Here is a 19,331-nt window from a genome sequence, read left to right as displayed (position 1 = left end):
TGCATCTGCTTTAAAAGAAACCATAGGTTATCCGACTGCTATGACCACATGATTTCTTCAACAAGCAACAGCTGTTATTCGTAACACTTTTATAATTTAAAAAAGCGCGACAATTGACCTTGAATCATCGAGGCCTTGCCAGGCCGCTGCTGCATAAGCTCCTGCTTCAGCAAACGGTGTATTTGCTTGCGTGACAGCTTCTCCGGAGTTCTCTCCTCTATCGGCGTCTCGCTGGTATCCACCTCAGCAGCCGGCAGCATAACCTGCTTTATTCCCGCAATATTAATGCCTTTTTCAATCATTGTTTTAATTTCAAGCAAACGCTCTACATCGTTAAAAGAAAACATCCGTTGGTTTCCAGACGTTCTTGCAGGGAGAATTAAACCCTGCTGCTCATAATATCGAATTTGCCTGGCCGTTAAGTCTGTAAGCTTCATTACTATGCCAATTGGAAATAACGCCATACTTCTGCGATTTTCATCAGCCATTTCGCACCAGCCTTCCGTCAAGCTTAATAAAATTAGTGTATCTATCGTACAGAAACGTGTCAACAATATCAAATTAAATAATAATCAGCCCTCTTTCTACCATACGCCGAAGCGCTGTCAGTATGCCATACTTGGCATGAGCATACGTTAATCCCCCTTGCAAATAAGCAATATACGGCTCCCTTATCGGCGCATCCGCAGAAAGCTCCAGACTCCCGCCTTGAATAAATGTTCCAGCAGCCATAATTACTTCATTCTCATAGCCCGGCATTGCAGAAGGTACTGGTGTAACATAGGCATCAACAGCGGCCGCTTGCTGAATACCCTGCACAAATGCGATTAAATGGTCCGCGTTGCCAAATTGTATCGCTTGAATTAAATCTGTCCGCGGATCGTTCCAGCGGGGCTTCGTCACAAAACCCATCGTTTCCAGCATGGCTGAAGCGAGCACGCTGCCTTTTACCGCTTGGGAAACTAAGTGCGGCGCCAAAAATAAGCCTTGGAACATAGCACGCAGCGTTCCGAGCATCGCGCCCACCTCTCCTCCGATGCCTGGAGCCGTCAATCGATACGCTGCTGCATCTACCGCAAATTGCTTTCCAGCAATATATCCGCCGGTTTCGGCTATTCCGCCACCCGGATTTTTTATCAGCGAGCCGGCCATAATATCTACGCCAACAGCTGTTGGCTCGAGCAGCTCAGTAAATTCGCCATAGCAGTTATCAACAAATACGATTAGATCGGATCGGATGCTTTTAATTTTAGCTGTCATTTCTCCAATTTTCTCTACTGTAAACGAAGAGCGCCAATCATAGCCTCTCGAGCGCTGTATGCCAATAACCTTCGTGCGTTCATTTATGGACCGCTCGATTGTTTCCCAATCCAGCTCATCGTTAGCAAGGAGCGGCACATCACGGTATCCTACTCCCCAATCCTGTAATGAGCCCAGCCCATCCTCAGGAGCGCCAATAACTTTATGAAGCGTATCGTAAGGCCTTCCTGTTATATATAACAGTTCATCGCCTGGACGCAGCAGCCCAAACAGCGCACAGCTTATCGTATGAGTTCCCGATACAAAATGAGGCCTTACAAGAGCTGCTTCAGCTCCCATAACATCCGCATATACCAAATCCAGTATTTCCCGCCCGCGATCATTATACCCATAGCCCGTTGATCCTGCAAAATGGTAATCACTCACCTGATGGCGTTGAAATGCTTCAATAACCTTCCACTGGTTGCGTTCTGCAATTTTGTCTATTCGTGCGAAGGCTGGCGCAGCAAGCTGTTCCGCTTCCTCTGCCAGCAGCATTAGCTTTTCCGAAATCTGTTCCTTGTTCATGTAAATTCGAAGTCTCCTCGTCGATCATTAAAATATCCCATTCTATTGTACCTATTTTGCAAAAAAATAGCGACAAGCCATTATTGGCCGTCGCTATCGTATTCAAGATTTTAAATCTTCCGGCCTGATCGCCATCAGCTCCTGCTTGCTAGGGGCTGAATTGGCATACATATGCAGCAGTCTTACAGCTTGGTGACGTATTGCTTTCTCTAAAATATTTCGTACAAATCTGGCATTGCTAAACGAAAAAAGCTCATTCATCTTCGCTTGCAGCAAGCACTCTCTTAATTTAAAAACAGTAGCAGGCAGCAGTACATACTCTCTGTCCTTCATCATCAATTCTCCGATTTGCAGCAGCTGGTCAATAGAGTAATCAGGAAATTGAATTTGAATTGGAAATCGGGAAGGAAGCCCTGGATTTGTCATTAGAAAATCCTCTATCTCCGCCGGGTATCCCGCCAATATTAAAATAAATTGATTGCGGTGGTCCTCCATCGCTTTTACCAGCGTGTCAATAGCTTCCTTTCCGAAATCTTTCTCACCACCACGCGCCAAGCTGTAGGCTTCATCAACGAACAAAACCCCACCCATTGCTTTGCGGACCAAATCTCGCGTTTTTTGTGCGGTGTGGCCAATATATTCCCCTACAAGATCTGCGCGTTCCACCTCTATTAGATGGCCTTTGGACAATACACCCATCTTTTGAAACAGCTTTGCAATAATACGAGCGATGGTCGTTTTGCCTGTTCCCGGATTTCCTTTGAAAATCATATGATAGACCTGCGAACCGCTAGTCAAGCCCGCCTCGGATCGCATGCGTCCAATGTAAAGCAGCGCATAAATTTCATAAACCAATGATTTCACATTATCCATGCCAATCATCGCATCGAGTTCTTTTTCGATTTCTGAATAATGATCAGCATCCGGGAGCGGCTTTATCGGCAGCTTGATATCTTCCTCCAGTACTCTGGCGGAAGCACCGCTTTGATAGGTGGGCTGGCTGTTCAAAACAACATTAATTTGTCGAGACGGCCGGTCTCTACCGCCTTCGGATCCCTTCGATTCAAATTTGTTCATCTGTCCGATCACCATTCCTTTACACAAGAAGGCTAGTCACACGCACACTACAAGTTTATTCTAGCTTGCAGCCGCTTATTAACAGATTCACTTGATCGATTCGGGAGACAAAATTCCAGTATTCAATAGAAGCCATTCCAGATTCCATTTGGTCAAAGCTAAAATTTCTCTCGCTTGATTGTACACAGGATTTAGCACCTTGGAATGAACAGAAGCCCCTTGGACTGATTCAAGCTTCAAATAGCTAGCTATCTCCATCGCCCTAGGTAAATGATAATCATGAGTTATAATAATCGAGCTTTTAATGCCATGCTCTTGCATAACCGTTTGACTGAAACGAACATTTTGAAACGTGTTGACCGATTTGCTCTCTAGCAAAAGCTTGTCCTCTGGTATACCTTTGTCTATTAAAAAGTTTCGCATCCCCTCTGCCTCGCTAATCGTGGACAGCAAGCCCCCTGTTCCGCCAGACAGCACTAAATAATTCACTTTTCCCGCTTCATAGAGCTCAACCGCCTTAACGAGACGCTCTCTCAAAGCAGGACTGGGCTGATCGCGCCAAAGCGCTGCGCCAAGTATAATGCCTGCATCAGCATGCTCCATTTGCGGAGAAGAAGAATTGTTCATTAGCCAAACTAAATATCCGCACCATATTAGAAATAGACAACATAAAATAATGATAGTATTGAAAATCTTTTTAAGCACCGATGGCTTTTTTTTCTTGGCTTTTCTTTTTCTGGTCGTTTTCCGCGCTGCAGCAGGAGGGGCACTGACAGATTTGTTAATCGGTTTGCTGCTCGCAGTCTTCGCTTCTGCGGAGCCGCCGCCAGCACTGGCCTTCGTTTTCGCTTTTTGCGGCAGTTCTCTCGTTCCTCTCGTGGCAGCAGCAGTAGATCGGCTCGTTTTTTTCCCCTTGCCGGCTTGCTCCTTTTTTAAAGACAATTTTAAAAACTCCCTTGTATTATGTATACTTTTGTTTGTAATGATCCATTGACAATTCAAAATATGGAAATTGACCAGCGTGAATAGCTTGAAGCAGCTTATCCGCAGTTTGTTTGGCGGATTCTGCTTCTTTTATAGTTACATCACCCTGTACAAGCGCATCCTGTAACTCGTCCTCATCCATCAGCATAATTTCTCCGCTCGGCAGTACGACAATATCCAAATACATATCATCGAACCAAGGCACCTGCTGATCCGTAAAGCCTTGTGCTTTGCAAATATCAATATACCACTGTACGACTTTTCCTTCGTTATTAAACATTGTCGTTACTACATAATCTTCACCCTGCGGAAAATGCTGGGTCCATACATAGTCCCGATCAGCTAGACAAACCTTCCGGTTATTATATGTTTTCCATAATGGATTGCGCAGCTCATGAATGTGATAGAACGTAACAAGGCCTTGAAAATGCTCGTCATTGCAAAAATGGCTGCTATAGGTTTTGCTAATAATTCTACGCCAATTAGCTCGATCAGAAAATTTTCTCTTCATAGTGAAAGTACCTTTCCGTTCAAGGATAATAAGAAGAATACTTATACTTTCTTATATGTTTAAAAATAATACCATAATTTACCGACGTTCACCAGTTACGAGCCTCAGCGGCGCTTAGTAACAAGGTATGAAAGAAAAAAGACTGACGCCAGTGATCAGTCTTTTTTCAATAATAATTTTAGTTCCCTTCAACCGGCAATTCCTCAAATACCTCACCTTCGTCGATAGGCGGCGGCTCCGTATTGGTCGGGGTTTCAGTTGGTACCTCTGTTTCAACTGGAGGCTCAGTTGAACCCTCTCCATCATCAACACCAGGATCCGTTTCTATCGGATCAGTAGGCGGCAATGTTGGAAATTCTTCCATTGGAATATCAGGATTTTCCCACTGATCATCAGTCACAGCTATGAAAAGCTTCTCAGACTGCGCGCTTTCCAAATTGTTCTCGGCATCGTAGGCTACTACATAGTACGTATATTTTTTGCCCCCGAACACGCTTGTATCCCAAATTGTATTCGATGTCGAATCACCGAAGTGACTGAAATTTTGTTCTCCTTCTTCCTTGCGATAAACCTTGAACGTAATATTCTCGCCTGGGTGCGGGTCCCAACTTAATACGACCTTCAGTTCAACAGGGTCAAATTCCAGTTGGAAGTTTTTAACTGCACTAGGAGCGATAACTTCCACTTCCTTAACTACTTGCGGCTTTTTGAAGCTGGACTTTTTCACATTTTTAATGGCAGGTCCCATGATTTTGGAAAATAGTGAAGCTGCCTGCGAGCTGTTGTTTTTCAGCAAATGATCCTTATCGGAATCATCATAGCCCATCCAAACGGCTGCCGACCATTCTGCCGTATAGCCGACAAACCATGCATCCCTAATGCCGTTGCCTGTATAGTTTGGAATACCATGCTGCGTTGTACCTGTTTTACCTGCAACCGGCCTGTCAATCGCTGCTCTTACCCCAGTGCCGCCCTTTTCAACGACGGCCAGCATCATTTCGGTCAAGTACCAGGCTGTTTCCTTAGATATAATTTGCTTAACTTCCGGCGCTTTATACTCATATTTGTAGTTATTGCGCCCTTTAATCATTCGAATCGTATGCGGATCGACGGTTTGACCGCCATTGGCAATAATACTGTAGGCTGTCGCCATTTGGAGCGGAGTAACCCCAGTTGTTAATCCCCCAAGCGCAAGCGACAAGTTATAATCCTCTTGCGGCAGCTCCATACCTAGCTTTTTAGAAAATTCGGCGCCTCGCTTCACGCCAATTTGGTTCAACAGCCATACTGCTGTAAGGTTGCGTGAATCTTTTACTGCTTGAGTCATAGATACCGGCACTGCTCCCCAGCGGTCGCGAGGGCAATAGTTGCCAAAGCATTTTTGATCATTTTTCAAATTAGACCAAGGGAAGTAATTCCCTGTTTCCAGAGCTGGACCATAAACACTGATCGGTTTAAAAGCTGAGCCGGGCTGGCGTTTTGAATTAATTCGATTCAAGCCCTTTTTTACATAATCTCTGCCTCCGGACAAAGCTTGGATTTCGCCAGTCCGGTGATCAATAATTACCATGGCTGCCTGCGATTTTTGCTCGTCAACGCTCTCATCGAAATTATTGTCATTGTTAAACTGCTCTTCCATTACTTTTTGCGCTATCGGATTAAGCGTCGTGTAAATATGGTAACCGCCAACGCGCAGCTCTTCCTCGGACTTATTAGTGACTTCAATTGCTTCGTCAATTATCGTATCGATAAATGCAGGATACTTCTCAACCCGTTTTTGAGCCTGATTGGCAGGCGCTTTGTACTCAACCTCTTTGGCCTTCTCCATCTCCGCTTCAGTAATATAGCCTTGATCATACATCAGCTTAAGCACAACGGCTCTTCTAGCCTTGGAGTCCTTAGGATGGTTAACAGGATTGTAACGGTTTGGAGCTTTCGGCATAGCTGCCAGCGTTGCCATCTCCCACAGCTCCAGCTGATCCAAGTCCTTATCAAAATAATAATCTGCAGCTGCCTTTATGCCATGCACCCGGCTGCCAAAAAAGATTCTATTCAAATACATCGTTAAAATTTCTGGTTTTGTTAGTTTCTGCTCCAGCGCTACCGCGATCGAAGCTTCTGTCGCCTTACGGAACAACGTTTTATCTGCTGATAAAAATACGTTTTTGGCAAGCTGCTGTGTAATCGTACTTGCGCCTTCCACCGCCTTGCGCGCAATGACGTCCTTTACGAGCGCTCTGCCGATCGCCCAGAAATCCAAGCCGGAATGCTCATAGAACCGCTGATCTTCAGTTGCTACAAATGCATCCAATAGAAGCTTTGGAATTTCATCTGCTTCCGCAATCTCTCTATTCTCATTAATATCATATAGTCTTGCTATTTCATTGTCATTCATGTCATAAATAATCGACGCTTCCCCAAATTCAAGCTTATTGCCATGCTCAGCAAGCAAACGCTCGCCATTCATAATGATAAACACATAGCCTATAATCGCGCATACGATAGCGATTACTATCGAGAAAAAGGCGACATAAAACCACGTCATGCCGGACATTCGTCGTTTTTTCTTTGCCTTGCTCGTGCGCTTCTTTGGTGCCTGTCCTGTTTGTTCAGCCATAGATGTCTCCCCTCCAATTGCTTGTGCTCGACTCCTCTGTCTTTAATTATTAGAGTCTTTAGTTCTCTCCTTATTATGCACTTTAATAAAAACATACGGCAACCTGCTAGCTGGCTATTAGCGGCGTTCCTGCATGCTGCAAAAACAAAAAGCAACCCAGTACGAGCGGGCTGCTCCTGCTTACCGCTATCTAATTAAACGAATCTTTCAGATAGAAAGTTTCAATTTACTGCATTTTAGTTCCGATTATACTTCTGATTGAGCTGAATCCTGCTGCATTAATGATACGTTGCGCTGCGGTACAAAGGTAGAAATCGCATGCTTATAAACCATTTGCTGACGGCCCTCGCTGTCAATAATTATCGTAAAATTGTCAAACGCTTTAATAACGCCTCGTATTTGGAAGCCGTTCATTAAAAAAACGGTAACCGGAATGCTGTCCTTGCGCAATTGATTCAGGAATGTATCTTGAATATTGATCGATTTGTTCATTGAACGTTACCCCCGTCTAATAGTTTGATTTATGATTTATATTCACGATAAGGTTTAAACTTTCCTGCTATTATACCATGAATTAACTGCAAATTGTTGCTAAACTTTTGGTCCATATCGATCCAGTGAATGTCGCGCATATGTCTAAACCAAGACAACTGGCGCTTGGCAAACCGCCTCGTATCTCTTTTAAGCAGCTCAACTGCAGCTTCGTAAGAGCATTCGCCGCGCAAATACATCGCTATTTCTTTATAGCCCAGCGCTTGCATAGGTACAGCTGAGGGCGGCAAATGTCTCTCCAGTATATTTTGCACCTCTTCAACAAGCCCTTCTTCCAGCATTTGATCGATGCGAAGCTCGATTCTGCGGTACAGCTCAGCGCGATCCATCGTAAGCCCAATGAGGCACAGCTCATACGGGGATTGTTTTATTTGTCCTTTTTGCTGCTCAGTAAAGGATTGCCCTGTCAGATGATAAACTTCCAGCGCTCTTATGACTCTTCTTACATCATTAGGATGAAGCCGCTGTGCTGCTTCGGGATCAATCTTTGCCAGCCTGAGATGAAGAGCTTCATTGCCTTCGCTTAGCGCATACTTCTCCTGCTCCTGCCGAAAGCATTCATCCGAGCCAAGTGGTGCAAATTGATATCGATAGCATAGCGATTCTACATACAGCCCTGTCCCGCCCACGATGAAGGGCAGCTTGCCTTTGGCAGCGATTTGCTGAATAGCCGTTTCTGCGTTCTCTTGAAACTCCGCTGCGGAGTAAGCCTGCTCCGGCTCGCAAATATCGATCAAATGATGGGGAATGCCTTGACGTTCGGAAACAGGTATCTTTGCTGTTCCAATATCCATACCACGATATACCTGCATTGAATCGCCTGAAATGATTTCGGCTTGCCATGCTTTAGCAAGCTCAATGCTTAACTTGGTTTTGCCAACTGCGGTTGGCCCAACCAAGACAAGCAATGGCTGCTTGGCACTGCCATTTGCTACAGCTGAATAATTCCAGCTGTTGTTATGCTCCATCAATATGTATCACTCCATAGCCGATTTTTGCATGGCTAATTTTTTTAAACCCAAGCTGTTCAAACTGGTCACTGAAGTTATTTTCCTTCATGATAACCGTTTTGCGCGCAACCCTGGTTGCTTCTCGAATCGCTTCAATCGTCAAAGGGCTGGCATTCGCTATTGTTCTAAGCGGCTTCATCGAGCTGGATTCATGCACCGGTTGCCGAAACATGGGATCAAAATAGATGATATCCGCGCTTTTATCCGGCAGCTTCTTCAAAAACTGCAAATGTTCTGTACATTGCAGCTCGATGCGCCGCATCGCCTCATCAATATCAGCTTCGCCGGAACGATAGGAGGCAAGCCCGTCCCGAACAAGCGCACAAAGCACCGGCTCGCTTTCCAGCGCTGTTACCTTCCCTTCCCGGCCGGCGCCAAACGAAAAAACGAGAGAATCGCCGCATAAGCCGGCCGTGCAATCTATAATATGATCACCCTGCTCGCATTTGGAAAGAACGAGCAATGGATCCTGCTCGCCCTTTAAAAGACGCTTCACCCGCACTAACGCCATGCTTGGATGAAAGAAGAAGGGCTGGGCACGATGAGCATCAAAAAGCCTAACCTCTTTTTCCGTTACGACAATAACAGCTCCCTCAGCACTTTGCTCCTTAAGCTTTTGTATGGAATGCTTCTCGCGCGGCACAAATTGTCCGCCCACCTCTCGTGCTAGCTGCTGTGCTTTGGCGATATGCGCCTCAGTAGGCTTTACCGCAGTAGTTACAATCACGACATCACCCGTTTAAACATTTTTTGCAGCTGATAGATGCTGAAATGAACAATTATTGGCCGGCCATGCGGGCAGGTGTATGGCTGCGAGCAGGCTGATAGCCTTTGCAGCAAAGTTTCTCCTTCTTCCCGCGAAATTCTGTCATTTGCCTTTATGGAAGCTTTGCAAGCACACATTATTGCCGCTTTTTCCCGCAGCTTACCAATTGGTACAGCCTTGCGCTCTGCCAGCAGCCAGTTGGTCATCTCCTCGAGCAGCTCATGCTCCTGCCCTTTAGGCATCCATTCCGGCAAAGATCGGACTAAAAACGTCTGCGGGCCAAACGGCTCCAGTTCAACGCCGGCTTGAAGCAGCAAATCAAGCTGGGACTTCAGTTGAGCTGCTTCAGCTGCTGTGAATTCCAGCGTTAGCGGAACAAGCAGATTTTGGCTTGCAATTTCAGCATTGGCGAATTTTTGTAAAAAATATTCATAATGAATTCTTTCATGTGCAGCATGCTGATCGACCAAATATAAACCGTCCTCTGCCTGGGCTACAATATAAGTGCCATGATGCTGACCGATCCAGTGCAGCTCGGGAAATGCAACAGCCCCTTCAGGGGGAGCCTGCTGCCCAGCACGCAATGGCGGCTCCTCCAGCGCAGCTGCGGACTTCTGCGAAGCAAAATCCGCTTGCTTGGAACTTGCAGGTGCGTACAATCTTTCTGTTGCATCCCTAGGTATAGCACCATAAGAAGCGCTTTGCTCTCGATAGGCTTCTCCTGGACTGCGATTGCCGCTGCCCGTCTGACTGTTTGCAGAAGGCCTGCTGACCGCCTCTTGCTTCGAGGAAACGGACTGGGAAACTCCAGCTTCTGACTGCTCCGGCTTATTCATGCTCTCCCGGTTGAAATCATTCATATGAAACGAGATCGAATCCTGTACATAAGCAGGCTTGGAGCGCGGCGGCGTCAAGCTGTCCGCTCCTTTCGGGATATAGCGCTCGCTTTCGAGGACGGCTTTAACTGCCTGTTCAATAAGCTGGCGCAGCTCCAGCTCCTTGCTGAATCTCACTTCCATTTTGGAAGGATGCACATTCACATCAAGCAGGCTGGGATGCATCTCAATCTCTATTACCGCAAGCGGATAGCGGTGAATAGGCAAATAAGTATGATAGGCATTCGCCAGTGCTTGGTTAATCATAAAGCTGCGAATATATCTTCCATTAACGATGGCAGTTATGCCGTTGCGGTTGCTGCGGCTCAGCTCTGGCTTGGATACATAACCATTAACGGTATAGTCTGCATCCGAAGCTGCGAGCTGATACATCGCTTTAGCCGTATTGCTTCCATACACTGCAGCAATAACCTGCAAGCGATCGCCCGTGCCTAATGTGCGCAGCAATGAATTGCCATTATGCTGAAGCGTAAACGCAATTCCAGGGTGGGCAAGCGCAATTCTGTTTATATAATCCGATATATGCCCGAGCTCAGTCTGAATACTTTTCATATATTTCAGCCTTGCAGGCGTATTGTAAAAAATATCGCGTACAGTAATCACTGTACCCTGCGGAGCGTTGCAGGGCTCATCCGCCGTCACTGCTCCGCCCTCCAGGACAAGCCGGCGCGCCAATCCAGTATCGCTTTCTGCCGAAATCATTTCCAGCCGTGAAACAGCCGCTATACTCGGCAACGCTTCCCCGCGAAAGCCTAAGCTGGCTATACGGAATAGATCACTATTCGTCGCTATTTTGCTCGTTGCATGACGCTGAAAAGCCTGCGGCATGTCGTCAGAAGGAATACCGTCGCCATTATCCGCAACGCGGATTAAAGTCAGACCGCCTTCTTCTATTGTAATATCGACCGTGGTGCTTCCTGCATCGATTGCATTTTCAACCAGCTCTTTTACGATTGAAGCTGGCCGTTCTACGACTTCCCCAGCTGCTATTTGATTGGCGAGCTGCTCGTCCAGCACATTGATTTTTTTGCCAGCCACTTCCCTCACCTCCGTGTTCATGATTAGCAGTAGCTATACTGTCTATTCATGCAGCATTTTAGCTTTCATATCATTCAGCCATTGCATGGCCTGCATTGGCGTTATATTCAACAAATCAAGCTTGCGCAGCTCTTTTGCAAGCATTTCTTCCTTTACTTGGCCCTTGCGCTTCGGCGCAGCTGACTCCTGCACGTGATCAGGATCATCAAAGATTGACAGCTGTACGATGGAAGAAACTGGCTGGCGCGATTGCTGATCAACCGGATTATTGCCAGCCACCGGCATAGCAGACGCTGCGCTCGCTTCGTTTATTGCGGCGCTATGATGCAACTGGACGGCTTCCGATTGCTCCAGCAGCTCGTAGGCTCGTCCTATAATAGCATTAGGCAAGCCGGCCAGCTGAGCGCAATAAATCCCGTAGCTTGTATCAGCCGCACCCGCAATGAGCTTGCGCAAAAAGGTTACGTGATCACCGCTTTCTTCGACAGCCATTCTTGCATTAGCCAGCGAAGGAAGAGTATTTTCCAAATAAGCCAGCTCATGAAAGTGAGTAGAGACTAGTGCTTTGCAGCCGATATGGTGATGAACATACTCTATGACGGCCTGCGCGATTGCCATTCCTTCCGCAGTTGAGGTTCCCCTGCCCAGCTCATCTATAATAACTAGCGAGTTGACTGTTGCTTTCTCCGTCATAAGCTGTATATCTTTCATTTCGACCATAAACGTGCTCTGGCCGCCTATTAAATCATCCGCAGCGCCGATTCTCGTAAATATTCGGTCGATAAGTGGAATTTCAGCGCGTTTGGCCGGTACAAAGCACCCGATTTGCGCCATAATGCAAATAAGCGCCGCCTGCCGCATATATGTACTTTTTCCAGCCATATTGGGGCCGGTAATGAGCAAAATCCACTGCTTCTGCTGCTCAAGCACGGTATCGTTCGCTATAAAAGGCGAATCCTCCAGCATCGCCTCTACGACAGGATGACGGCCAGCCTCAATATGCAAATTATATGCAGCATTTACAGCCGGACGCACGAATCGGCGCTCTGCGCTCACCGTTGCAAGCGATTGATACACATCGAGCTCCGCTATCATCGCAGCTGCCTTCTGAAGCCTTGGCAAATGGCCCGCTATAAATACTCTTAATTGCAAGAATCGTTCATATTCCAGATCGACCATTTTATCCTCAGCCTCCAGAATAAGCCGTTCCTTTTCCTTCAGTTCCGGCGTTACAAAGCGCTCGGCATTCGCTAAAGTCTGTTTGCGTTCATATCTTCCCTCCGGAAGCATCGAAAGATTTGCTTTGGAAACCTCCAAATAATAGCCGAATATTTTATTGAAGCCAATTTTCAACGATTTGATTCCAGTCGCCTCACGCTCTTGCTTCTCAAGCTCAGCCAGCCATTTCTTGCCATTGACGCTGGCCTCGCGCAGCGAATCCAAATATTCATCGCAGCCAGCTTTAATTAAGCCGCCTTCTCGAATCGAGACTGGAGCATCCTCTATAAGCACCTCTTCGATTTGATCGGCCAAGTCGGCACATTCATCCGCTTGATCAACAAGCGCCTGCAGCGATGCTATTCCTGAAGCACGGCATAAGGCAGTTAAAGCGGGAATGCGGCGCAGTGAAATACGAAGCGCATTTAGATCGCGTCCGTTTGCATTTCCGTAAGCTACTCTGCCTACCAATCTTTCAAGATCATAGATAGGCTGCAGCTCAGTCCGGACATCCTCACGCAAAATCAAATTCAAGTACAGTCCTTCGACTGCGTTCAAACGCTCCTCTATCGCATCCTTGCTGACGAGCGGCTTATCAATCCATCTTCTTAGCATTCTTGCGCCCATCGATGTTTGCGTCCGATCCAGCAGCCACAGCAGCGACCCTTTCTTGCTGCGGTCGCGCACCGTCTCTGTCAGCTCCAAATTCCGTCTTGTATATTGATCAAGAACCATGAATTGATTCGTTTCATATGACCTGATATGACGCACATGCGCTAGCGACCGTTTTTGTGTCTCATCCAAGTATGCTGTCATCAAGCTGATTACCTTCATGCGCTCGGCAGCCAAGCCTTCAAGCTGCTCCTCCTCAAATTGCCCCTTCAGCAAATGATCCGCAAGCTGCTCGCGAGGTGTAAGGGGGATTGGATAGCTTAGCCTGGTCTTAAGCTCCTCCAAAATATGATGCTCTCCGATTATTTCTGCTGGCGAATACAAATTCACTTCATCAAGCAGTGAATCCCAATGCTCCGGCAGTGAAGTCACGTACAGCTCGCCTGTCGACAAATCGCATGCAGCAAGAGCAAGATTCGTATGTACGCTCGTAACAGCTACGATGAAGTTGTTCTGATTGCTCGCCAGCGCCTTCGTCTCCATTACGGTTCCCGGCGTAACAATCCGGACAATTTCTCTTCGCACGATCCCTTTTACACTGGCCGGATCTTCTACCTGCTCGCAAATTGCAACTTTATATCCTTTTTCAACCAATCGGTTTATATAATTTTCTGCTGAATGGTACGGCACGCCGCACATAGGAATTTTTTCTTGCGAGCCGCCGTCACGGCCTGTCAACGTAATTTCAAGCTCTCTGGACGCAGCAATGGCATCCTCAAAAAACATCTCATAAAAATCACCTAATCTAAAAAACAAAAAAGCATCCTTCGCTTCTTCTTTTACAGCCAAATATTGCTGAATCATGGGAGTATAACCAGCCATCAAAGTTCCTCCTGCTATTGCCATTAATATTATTCCGAAAACGAACACAGTCAGCTTCCATTATACCAAGCGGAACAGACGTGCGCCATCAAACTATTGAATTATATTGTGTCTTCATTAAATGTTCACTTCCTGGCGCTTATGCGCCATTTCTCGCGAAAATCGCTTTGCTCGTTCCAAACGCGCCCTTTTTTTGCTGCTTCAAAAAGGGGGTCAATCCACTTCGCATAAGCTGCATATTGGCCAGCGCTTGTTACGACTTTTATAATGTCATCCAATCCGGCTTGCAGCTCTGTTCGATCGCCGTTATAATAAGCGGCCTCATATTTTTCCTCTGCAGCAGGCACGTAAGCAAGAGTCAGCGCTTCCTTGGCGCATAATGCCGCCAGCGCGACTGCCGCCTTTGCTGCTAGCGGGGAAACAAGCCAGCTCGGCAATGTGCGGTATTCAAAGCCGCCATGCGCTTGCAGGCGGTAATCGCCCAGCATGCCGTAGCGCGGTCTTCGCTTGCGCCCCGCTTCATCCTCCACCAGCGCCAGCGGGTAGGCGATGCAGCTGTCAAATAAGCGCAGCAGGCGTGTAGTGAGCGGTACGCCGCTAATATGAATATGGCCGCCCAAAGCAAGCCCGGGCACGGGCATGGCGCCTGCTACCCAGCGAAGCTGCGAATTCGTAATGCGCCGTTGCGAATATTGAAGCAGCCTTCTGACATTGACGATCAGTGCTTCCGGATCGCTTGCAGGTTCTGGACGCAGCTCCGCAATCGGATAGAGCAGCTTTCCTGCGATCCTCATCGTGTCTGCTCCGGCGGCGCCTCCCTTGCCGCTTCCAAAATAACGCGATGCCATTGCAATTTTGCCTCCAGCAGTCAGCAGAGCAAATTCTGGATCTGCCCCCAGAAGCAGCTTTTGAGAAAGTGCCGGATAGCTTTTTGCCGTTTGCCGATACCAGCGTATAAATTCATCTGCGGCTGCACGCTTCAGCTCAGCATTCGCAATGTCCGGCATAGCTCGCACCGGCTCGCTTCTGCCATCTCCTCCAAGCGCTATAATTATTTCGCCTATATCAATTTCTAGCGCATACAAGGCAAAAACAGCATGCTTTGCAACTAGCTGAAGCAGCCGGTCCGAGCTCCAGCTTGCCCCAGACTCTTGATCCCTTCCGCTGCTGACGACGCCGTAATCACTGTTCAGGCGCTTCAGCGTCTCCTGCTCCTTGCCGGGCGCTATTCTTGCTAAATGAACAATTTGCAAATGGCATACCACGACACGATACAATCGCACACTAGTCAGCTGCTTTCGCTGCATCAGGCCCGCCCTTCTCCACCTGGCTTCTTGCCAGGACTTAGTCAGCAACTCCTTATGCTTTGCTGCTCCGGCATTAAGCAGCCACACACCAGGGGCTTTAAAGCTTTCGTTGTATTGCTCGTTCTGCTTCAGCACAACCGCATCGCCAGCGCTCCAGCTTTTATCAGGAGCGGAATGCTCCTGCTCCCCCCATATTACTCTCACAGCGTCACCTCCTATCTATCCAACAGATTGGCAATAACGAAAACTCCCGCTATCACAGTGGCAGCAGGGAGCATTTATAGGCATTCGTTTAATTATTCATGTATAACATAAATAAGAAAGAAAAGAGGGCTTTCGCCCTCAAACTCGCCGTATGTTCGGCATAGAATACATTATCCGTGTCGCAAACGGATAAATTACAAATCGTCATCCAGCAGGTCAGAATCCAAATCCTCAAAGTCATTGTCGCTGTCGATAAATGATAAGCCCTTATCATCCAAATCCGACATTCCATGCGGCCATACCGCTACACAAACCTTTGTTTCAGCGATAAGCTCTACCGAAAATTCTCGTTCCACACGGACATTAACACTATTGCCGTTCGAAGAAATATTCGCCTCGATGCAGTTTGGCTCCTGCAGCACATCAGCATATACTTCTTCAGACGATGGCCTGTGCTTGCCATCCAAATACGACAGCGGAACTACTTCAACATATTGTACGGATTCTTTAGCTACATCAGTTTGTGAATTGTTGCTGTAAGAATACCAAATGTTGATGTCATAAGTACCAACAACCTCTATACCTTCGCTGCACCTTACCGCTTCATACTGGTGATTAATAATCCACGCACCTAGTATACTTGTAGGTTTATGTGGCGGTGTAACAGTATGAGTTACTGTTGAAAACTTACGACCTTTACCGCAGACAGCCTTCGTAATAATTTCTCTTCCGTGAAGCTGTTTATCTGCAATCGTCATTGATTTAACCTCCTCCATACAATCATTCATTTAAAGTGTATGCAGGTCTTGGGCTTTTGTTGATTAATGTATTCTAAACTAACAAAAATATTTTACAAGTCTTCTTAAAAATATGGCTGGCTTGCAGTGCGAGGGGGTATTTCCCCTCGCATTTTCTATTGCTGAGCAGTGATTTTCGTCAGCACTGCCAAGGAAATTGTATGTCCTCAGCAGTGGATAATAGGAATGTTCTGAAATAGAAGAGTCTATAAGTCATTCAAATATTGCTGCTCTTAATTTATCGAACATCCCTACATCCAGCTGCGCATTTTGCTATGCTATCGTTCGCGCCAGCCAGATGTTACTTTGCGTTCAAGCAAAGCTACCAGCTGATACATAATAGCAGCTACTACAGCAATAACAACGAGAGTTGACAGAACCAGCGTGAAATTGAAAACTTGGAAGCCATATATTATCAAGTAGCCAAGACCTGACTTTGCAACTAAAAACTCGCCGACAATAACACCTATCCAGGCAAGACCTACATTCACCTTTAAGGTTGCTATAATAACGGGAAAGGAACCTGGCAGTATAACCTTTTTGAACAGCTGCCAGCGTGAAGCTCCAAACAATCGCACAACCTTTATAAATCCGCTGTCTACTTCTCTAAACTGGTTATATATACTTAATGTCGTAATGATGACAGTGACAGATAGTGTTATAGCAACAATGGACATGAAGCCAGGCCCCAAGCCCACTATAAATATGGGTCCAAGCGCTACCTTCGGCATGCTGTTGAGCACGACGAGATACGGATCAAACACGCGAGATAAAAATGGAAACCACCATAACAGTGCTGCGATAGCCGTCCCCAATATTGTGCCAAGCGCAAAGCCTGCTATCGTTTCCGTTACTGTCACGCCAATATGCGGCCAAATTGTTCCGTCTGCCATGGATGCCGACAAATGGTTCAGCAATTTCGACGGATAGCTGAACAACAAAGGGTCAATCCATTTTTTGCGGCCGGCAGCCTCCCAAAGGCCTATAAAAATGGCGAGAATCGCAATTTGCACCATCCAAACAGCTGCGGTTCGCCGGCGCGCGCTGCGTTTGTAAGCTTGATGCAGCTCCGTTTTCATATGCTGTCTATCCATAGCTAATCCTCTCCTTCCGTGTCAATCACATCAAGCTCAGAGGTGAGCTTTTCGAACACGGATTGAAACTCGGGAAGCGTCCGCGCTATTTGCGGACTGGCAAGCCGCAGTGAATCAGGAATGACAACCTCGCAATGAATATGGCCGGGATTGCGCCCCAGCACAATTACACGGTCACACATGGCAGCTGCCTCAGACAAATCATGTGTAACCAGCACAGCCGTTTTTCCCAATCGGCGCAGGGTGCTTTGCACCAGTTCCTCGAGCTGCAGCTTAATATGAAAATCCAGAGCAGAAAACGGCTCATCTAACAGCAGAACGGAAGGATTCGTAACGAGCATTCTGGCAAGTGCCACACGTTGGCGCATGCCGCCCGAAAGCTCATGCGGATACCGCTTTCCAGCACCGGGCAAACCAAGCTCCGTTAACAGACGCTCTGCCTCCGCTTTGGATTCCTTCCTCATTCGATGCTGTATTTCAAGACCGATTAGCGTATTCTGCTCGATAGAGCGCCACGGGAACAGGTAATCCTGCTGCAGCATATAGCCGACCTTGCTGGAAGGACCATCCACCTTTAACCCGCCAAACAGCACATTGCCATAAGTAGGCTGGAACAGCCCTGCAAGCAGGTTTAAAACCGTCGTCTTGCCGCATCCGCTCGGTCCAACCAATGCTAAAAACTCGCCTTCGGCAATGGATAAACTAAAATTTTCAATGGCAACAAAGGCACCTTTCTCATTTACATAAACATGCGTAACCTGTTGAAGCTCCAAAACAGTTTCTTGCTTCATCTGCTTGCCCCCTACTGCCTGCAAACGACTATTGCATTATTCGAGCGCCTTTCTTGCATAAGTCAGGTTTACAATTTTATTGTGCTCCACTCTTGTTTTTAATTCTCCTGCAGACTCCATGACATCCAGCAAGTTATTCCATTCCTGCTCATCAATAATTGGGTCTAGCGAATACGAGCCCTGCTGCTTATAGCGGTCAATCGACGATATCATAATATCCTCATCCACGCCGTCAAAATAAGGCGCAACAACTTTCGCTATAGCCGCCGCGTCATTTCCCTCCACCCACTGCTGAGCTTTGTATACTGCATTTGTAAAGGACTGTACAACGGCATTGTTTTTCTTCAAATAGCTTTCCTTTGCCATAAACACGGTGTAAGGCAAATTGCCGCTCTCCGTACCAAACGATGCGATTACATAGCCTGTTCCTTCACGTTCGAATATTGAAGCCGTCGGTTCAAACAGCTGCACATAATCTCCTGTGCCTGACGCGAAGGCTGCTGGTATATTTCCAAAATCAACGTTTTGAATGAGCTCCAGATCTTCATGCGGCTGAATATTGTTTTTCTTCAGCGCAAACTCACCAACCATCTGCGGCATACCGCCCACCCTTTGACCTAAAAACACTGATCCTTTCAGCTTCGACCAGTCAAAGCTATCGTCCTTCTGCCTTGCAACCAGAAATGTGCCGTCAGTTTGCGTAAGCTGCGCAAAATTAATAACTTCGTCGTCCGCGCCCTGCTGATGCACATAAATGGATGTTTCCGAGCCTACCAAAGCAACATCAACAACACTTGACAGCAGTGCTGTCATCGTCTTATCGCCGCCGGGCGTAGTTGTAAGCTCAATTTCAATTCCTTCATCTTTAAAGAAGCCCTTCTCGATCGCCACATATTGCGGTGCATAAAATAATGATCGCGTCACCTCTCCTATCCGCACCTTTGTTGTTTCAGACCCTTGCTTAGAGCAGCCGCTTATTACTAAAGAAGCTGTTAAAGCTGCTGCCAACAAAACCATAACGATTTTTCGCCTCATCTGACTATGCCTCCAAACTATACACATCGATTGATGTAATAGCCTATGCACCTCTCGGTTATACGGTGCTAGCTGAGCAAATAAAAAAGGCAGCTCGCAACTAGCCTTGCGGC

The 19,331-nt window shown here is 46.9% G+C and carries 16 protein-coding genes; all 16 read right to left on the bottom strand.

Annotation, left to right across the window (positions count from 1 at the left end; all coding sequences use genetic code 11):
- Nucleotides 1-89 precede the first annotated feature (89 nt).
- The gene (locus ACRRU2_RS03205; protein ID WP_432499918.1) at nt 90-488 is read right to left on the bottom strand and encodes a MerR family transcriptional regulator; all 399 of its coding nucleotides are present in this window, start codon (nt 486-488) and stop codon (nt 90-92) included.
- A gap of 73 nt (nt 489-561) precedes the next feature.
- Nucleotides 562-1,797, bottom strand: coding sequence for an aminotransferase class I/II-fold pyridoxal phosphate-dependent enzyme (locus tag ACRRU2_RS03200; protein ID WP_331699638.1), 1,236 nt, complete (start codon nt 1,795-1,797; stop codon nt 562-564).
- A 132-nt stretch (nt 1,798-1,929) separates the two neighbouring features.
- Nucleotides 1,930-2,904: an AAA family ATPase gene (locus ACRRU2_RS03195; RefSeq protein WP_432499916.1), complete on the bottom strand. Its 975-nt coding sequence runs from the start codon at nt 2,902-2,904 to the stop codon at nt 1,930-1,932.
- Nucleotides 2,905-2,991: 87 nt separating this feature from the next.
- Nucleotides 2,992-3,846 carry a YdcF family protein gene (locus ACRRU2_RS03190; protein ID WP_432499915.1) on the bottom strand — a complete coding sequence of 285 codons (855 nt, stop codon included), beginning with the start codon at nt 3,844-3,846 and terminating at the stop codon, nt 2,992-2,994.
- 19 nt (nt 3,847-3,865) lie between these two features.
- Nucleotides 3,866-4,399 carry a DUF402 domain-containing protein gene (locus tag ACRRU2_RS03185; protein ID WP_432499914.1) on the bottom strand — a complete coding sequence of 178 codons (534 nt, stop codon included), beginning with the start codon at nt 4,397-4,399 and terminating at the stop codon, nt 3,866-3,868.
- 178 nt (nt 4,400-4,577) lie between these two features.
- On the bottom strand, nt 4,578-7,016 hold the full coding sequence (locus ACRRU2_RS03180) for a PBP1A family penicillin-binding protein (RefSeq protein ID WP_432499913.1): 2,439 nt from the start codon (nt 7,014-7,016) through the stop codon (nt 4,578-4,580).
- 246 nt (nt 7,017-7,262) lie between these two features.
- Nucleotides 7,263-7,508, bottom strand: coding sequence for an RNA chaperone Hfq (hfq, locus tag ACRRU2_RS03175; protein ID WP_331699612.1), 246 nt, complete (start codon nt 7,506-7,508; stop codon nt 7,263-7,265).
- A 29-nt stretch (nt 7,509-7,537) separates the two neighbouring features.
- Complete coding sequence (gene miaA / locus ACRRU2_RS03170; RefSeq protein ID WP_432500090.1) at nt 7,538-8,536, bottom strand: tRNA (adenosine(37)-N6)-dimethylallyltransferase MiaA; 999 nt, start codon at nt 8,534-8,536, stop codon at nt 7,538-7,540.
- The gene (locus tag ACRRU2_RS03165; protein ID WP_432499911.1) at nt 8,526-9,305 is read right to left on the bottom strand and encodes a class I SAM-dependent methyltransferase; all 780 of its coding nucleotides are present in this window, start codon (nt 9,303-9,305) and stop codon (nt 8,526-8,528) included. Before ACRRU2_RS03165 ends, miaA begins: the two co-directional genes overlap by 11 nt.
- Nucleotides 9,302-11,278, bottom strand: coding sequence for a DNA mismatch repair endonuclease MutL (gene mutL, locus ACRRU2_RS03160; RefSeq protein WP_432499910.1), 1,977 nt, complete (start codon nt 11,276-11,278; stop codon nt 9,302-9,304). The genes ACRRU2_RS03165 and mutL overlap by 4 nt, the downstream gene beginning before the upstream one ends.
- Before the next feature lie 42 nt (nt 11,279-11,320).
- Nucleotides 11,321-13,990: a DNA mismatch repair protein MutS gene (gene mutS, locus ACRRU2_RS03155; protein ID WP_432499909.1), complete on the bottom strand. Its 2,670-nt coding sequence runs from the start codon at nt 13,988-13,990 to the stop codon at nt 11,321-11,323.
- A 125-nt stretch (nt 13,991-14,115) separates the two neighbouring features.
- On the bottom strand, nt 14,116-15,501 hold the full coding sequence (locus ACRRU2_RS03150; protein ID WP_331699616.1) for a putative amidoligase domain-containing protein: 1,386 nt from the start codon (nt 15,499-15,501) through the stop codon (nt 14,116-14,118).
- 194 nt (nt 15,502-15,695) lie between these two features.
- Nucleotides 15,696-16,259 carry an outer spore coat protein CotE gene (locus ACRRU2_RS03145; RefSeq protein WP_331699617.1) on the bottom strand — a complete coding sequence of 188 codons (564 nt, stop codon included), beginning with the start codon at nt 16,257-16,259 and terminating at the stop codon, nt 15,696-15,698.
- A gap of 317 nt (nt 16,260-16,576) precedes the next feature.
- A complete protein-coding gene (locus ACRRU2_RS03140; protein WP_331699618.1) occupies nt 16,577-17,392 on the bottom strand; it encodes an ABC transporter permease in 816 nt (271 codons plus the stop codon).
- Between the two features lie 2 nt (nt 17,393-17,394).
- The gene (locus ACRRU2_RS03135) at nt 17,395-18,183 is read right to left on the bottom strand and encodes an ABC transporter ATP-binding protein (RefSeq protein ID WP_432499908.1); all 789 of its coding nucleotides are present in this window, start codon (nt 18,181-18,183) and stop codon (nt 17,395-17,397) included.
- A gap of 36 nt (nt 18,184-18,219) precedes the next feature.
- Nucleotides 18,220-19,218, bottom strand: a complete 999-nt coding sequence (locus ACRRU2_RS03130) for an ABC transporter substrate-binding protein (RefSeq protein WP_432499906.1) — start codon at nt 19,216-19,218, stop codon at nt 18,220-18,222.
- Between the last annotated feature and the right edge of the window lie 113 nt (nt 19,219-19,331).

Source organism: Paenibacillus sp. GXUN7292 (assembly GCF_050864975.1).
Lineage (GTDB): Bacteria > Bacillota > Bacilli > Paenibacillales > Paenibacillaceae > Pristimantibacillus.
This window is presented reverse-complemented; position numbering and strand designations above follow the sequence as displayed.

What these genes read in the sequence shown, in the direction of transcription:
- ACRRU2_RS03135 (WP_432499908.1), bottom strand. Translation starts at nt 18,183, where the DNA reads ATGAAGCAAGAAACTGTTTTGGAGCTTCAACAGGTTACGCATGTTTAT.
- ACRRU2_RS03185 (WP_432499914.1), bottom strand. Translation starts at nt 4,399, where the DNA reads ATGAAGAGAAAATTTTCTGATCGAGCTAATTGGCGTAGAATTATTAGC.
- hfq (WP_331699612.1), bottom strand. Translation starts at nt 7,508, where the DNA reads ATGAACAAATCGATCAATATTCAAGATACATTCCTGAATCAATTGCGC.
- ACRRU2_RS03205 (WP_432499918.1), bottom strand. Translation starts at nt 488, where the DNA reads ATGGCTGATGAAAATCGCAGAAGTATGGCGTTATTTCCAATTGGCATA.
- ACRRU2_RS03145 (WP_331699617.1), bottom strand. Translation starts at nt 16,259, where the DNA reads ATGACGATTGCAGATAAACAGCTTCACGGAAGAGAAATTATTACGAAG.
- ACRRU2_RS03180 (WP_432499913.1), bottom strand. Translation starts at nt 7,016, where the DNA reads ATGGCTGAACAAACAGGACAGGCACCAAAGAAGCGCACGAGCAAGGCA.
- ACRRU2_RS03130 (WP_432499906.1), bottom strand. Translation starts at nt 19,218, where the DNA reads ATGAGGCGAAAAATCGTTATGGTTTTGTTGGCAGCAGCTTTAACAGCT.
- ACRRU2_RS03195 (WP_432499916.1), bottom strand. Translation starts at nt 2,904, where the DNA reads ATGAACAAATTTGAATCGAAGGGATCCGAAGGCGGTAGAGACCGGCCG.
- ACRRU2_RS03140 (WP_331699618.1), bottom strand. Translation starts at nt 17,392, where the DNA reads ATGGATAGACAGCATATGAAAACGGAGCTGCATCAAGCTTACAAACGC.
- miaA (WP_432500090.1), bottom strand. Translation starts at nt 8,536, where the DNA reads ATGGAGCATAACAACAGCTGGAATTATTCAGCTGTAGCAAATGGCAGT.
- ACRRU2_RS03200 (WP_331699638.1), bottom strand. Translation starts at nt 1,797, where the DNA reads ATGCTGCTGGCAGAGGAAGCGGAACAGCTTGCTGCGCCAGCCTTCGCA.
- mutS (WP_432499909.1), bottom strand. Translation starts at nt 13,990, where the DNA reads ATGGCTGGTTATACTCCCATGATTCAGCAATATTTGGCTGTAAAAGAA.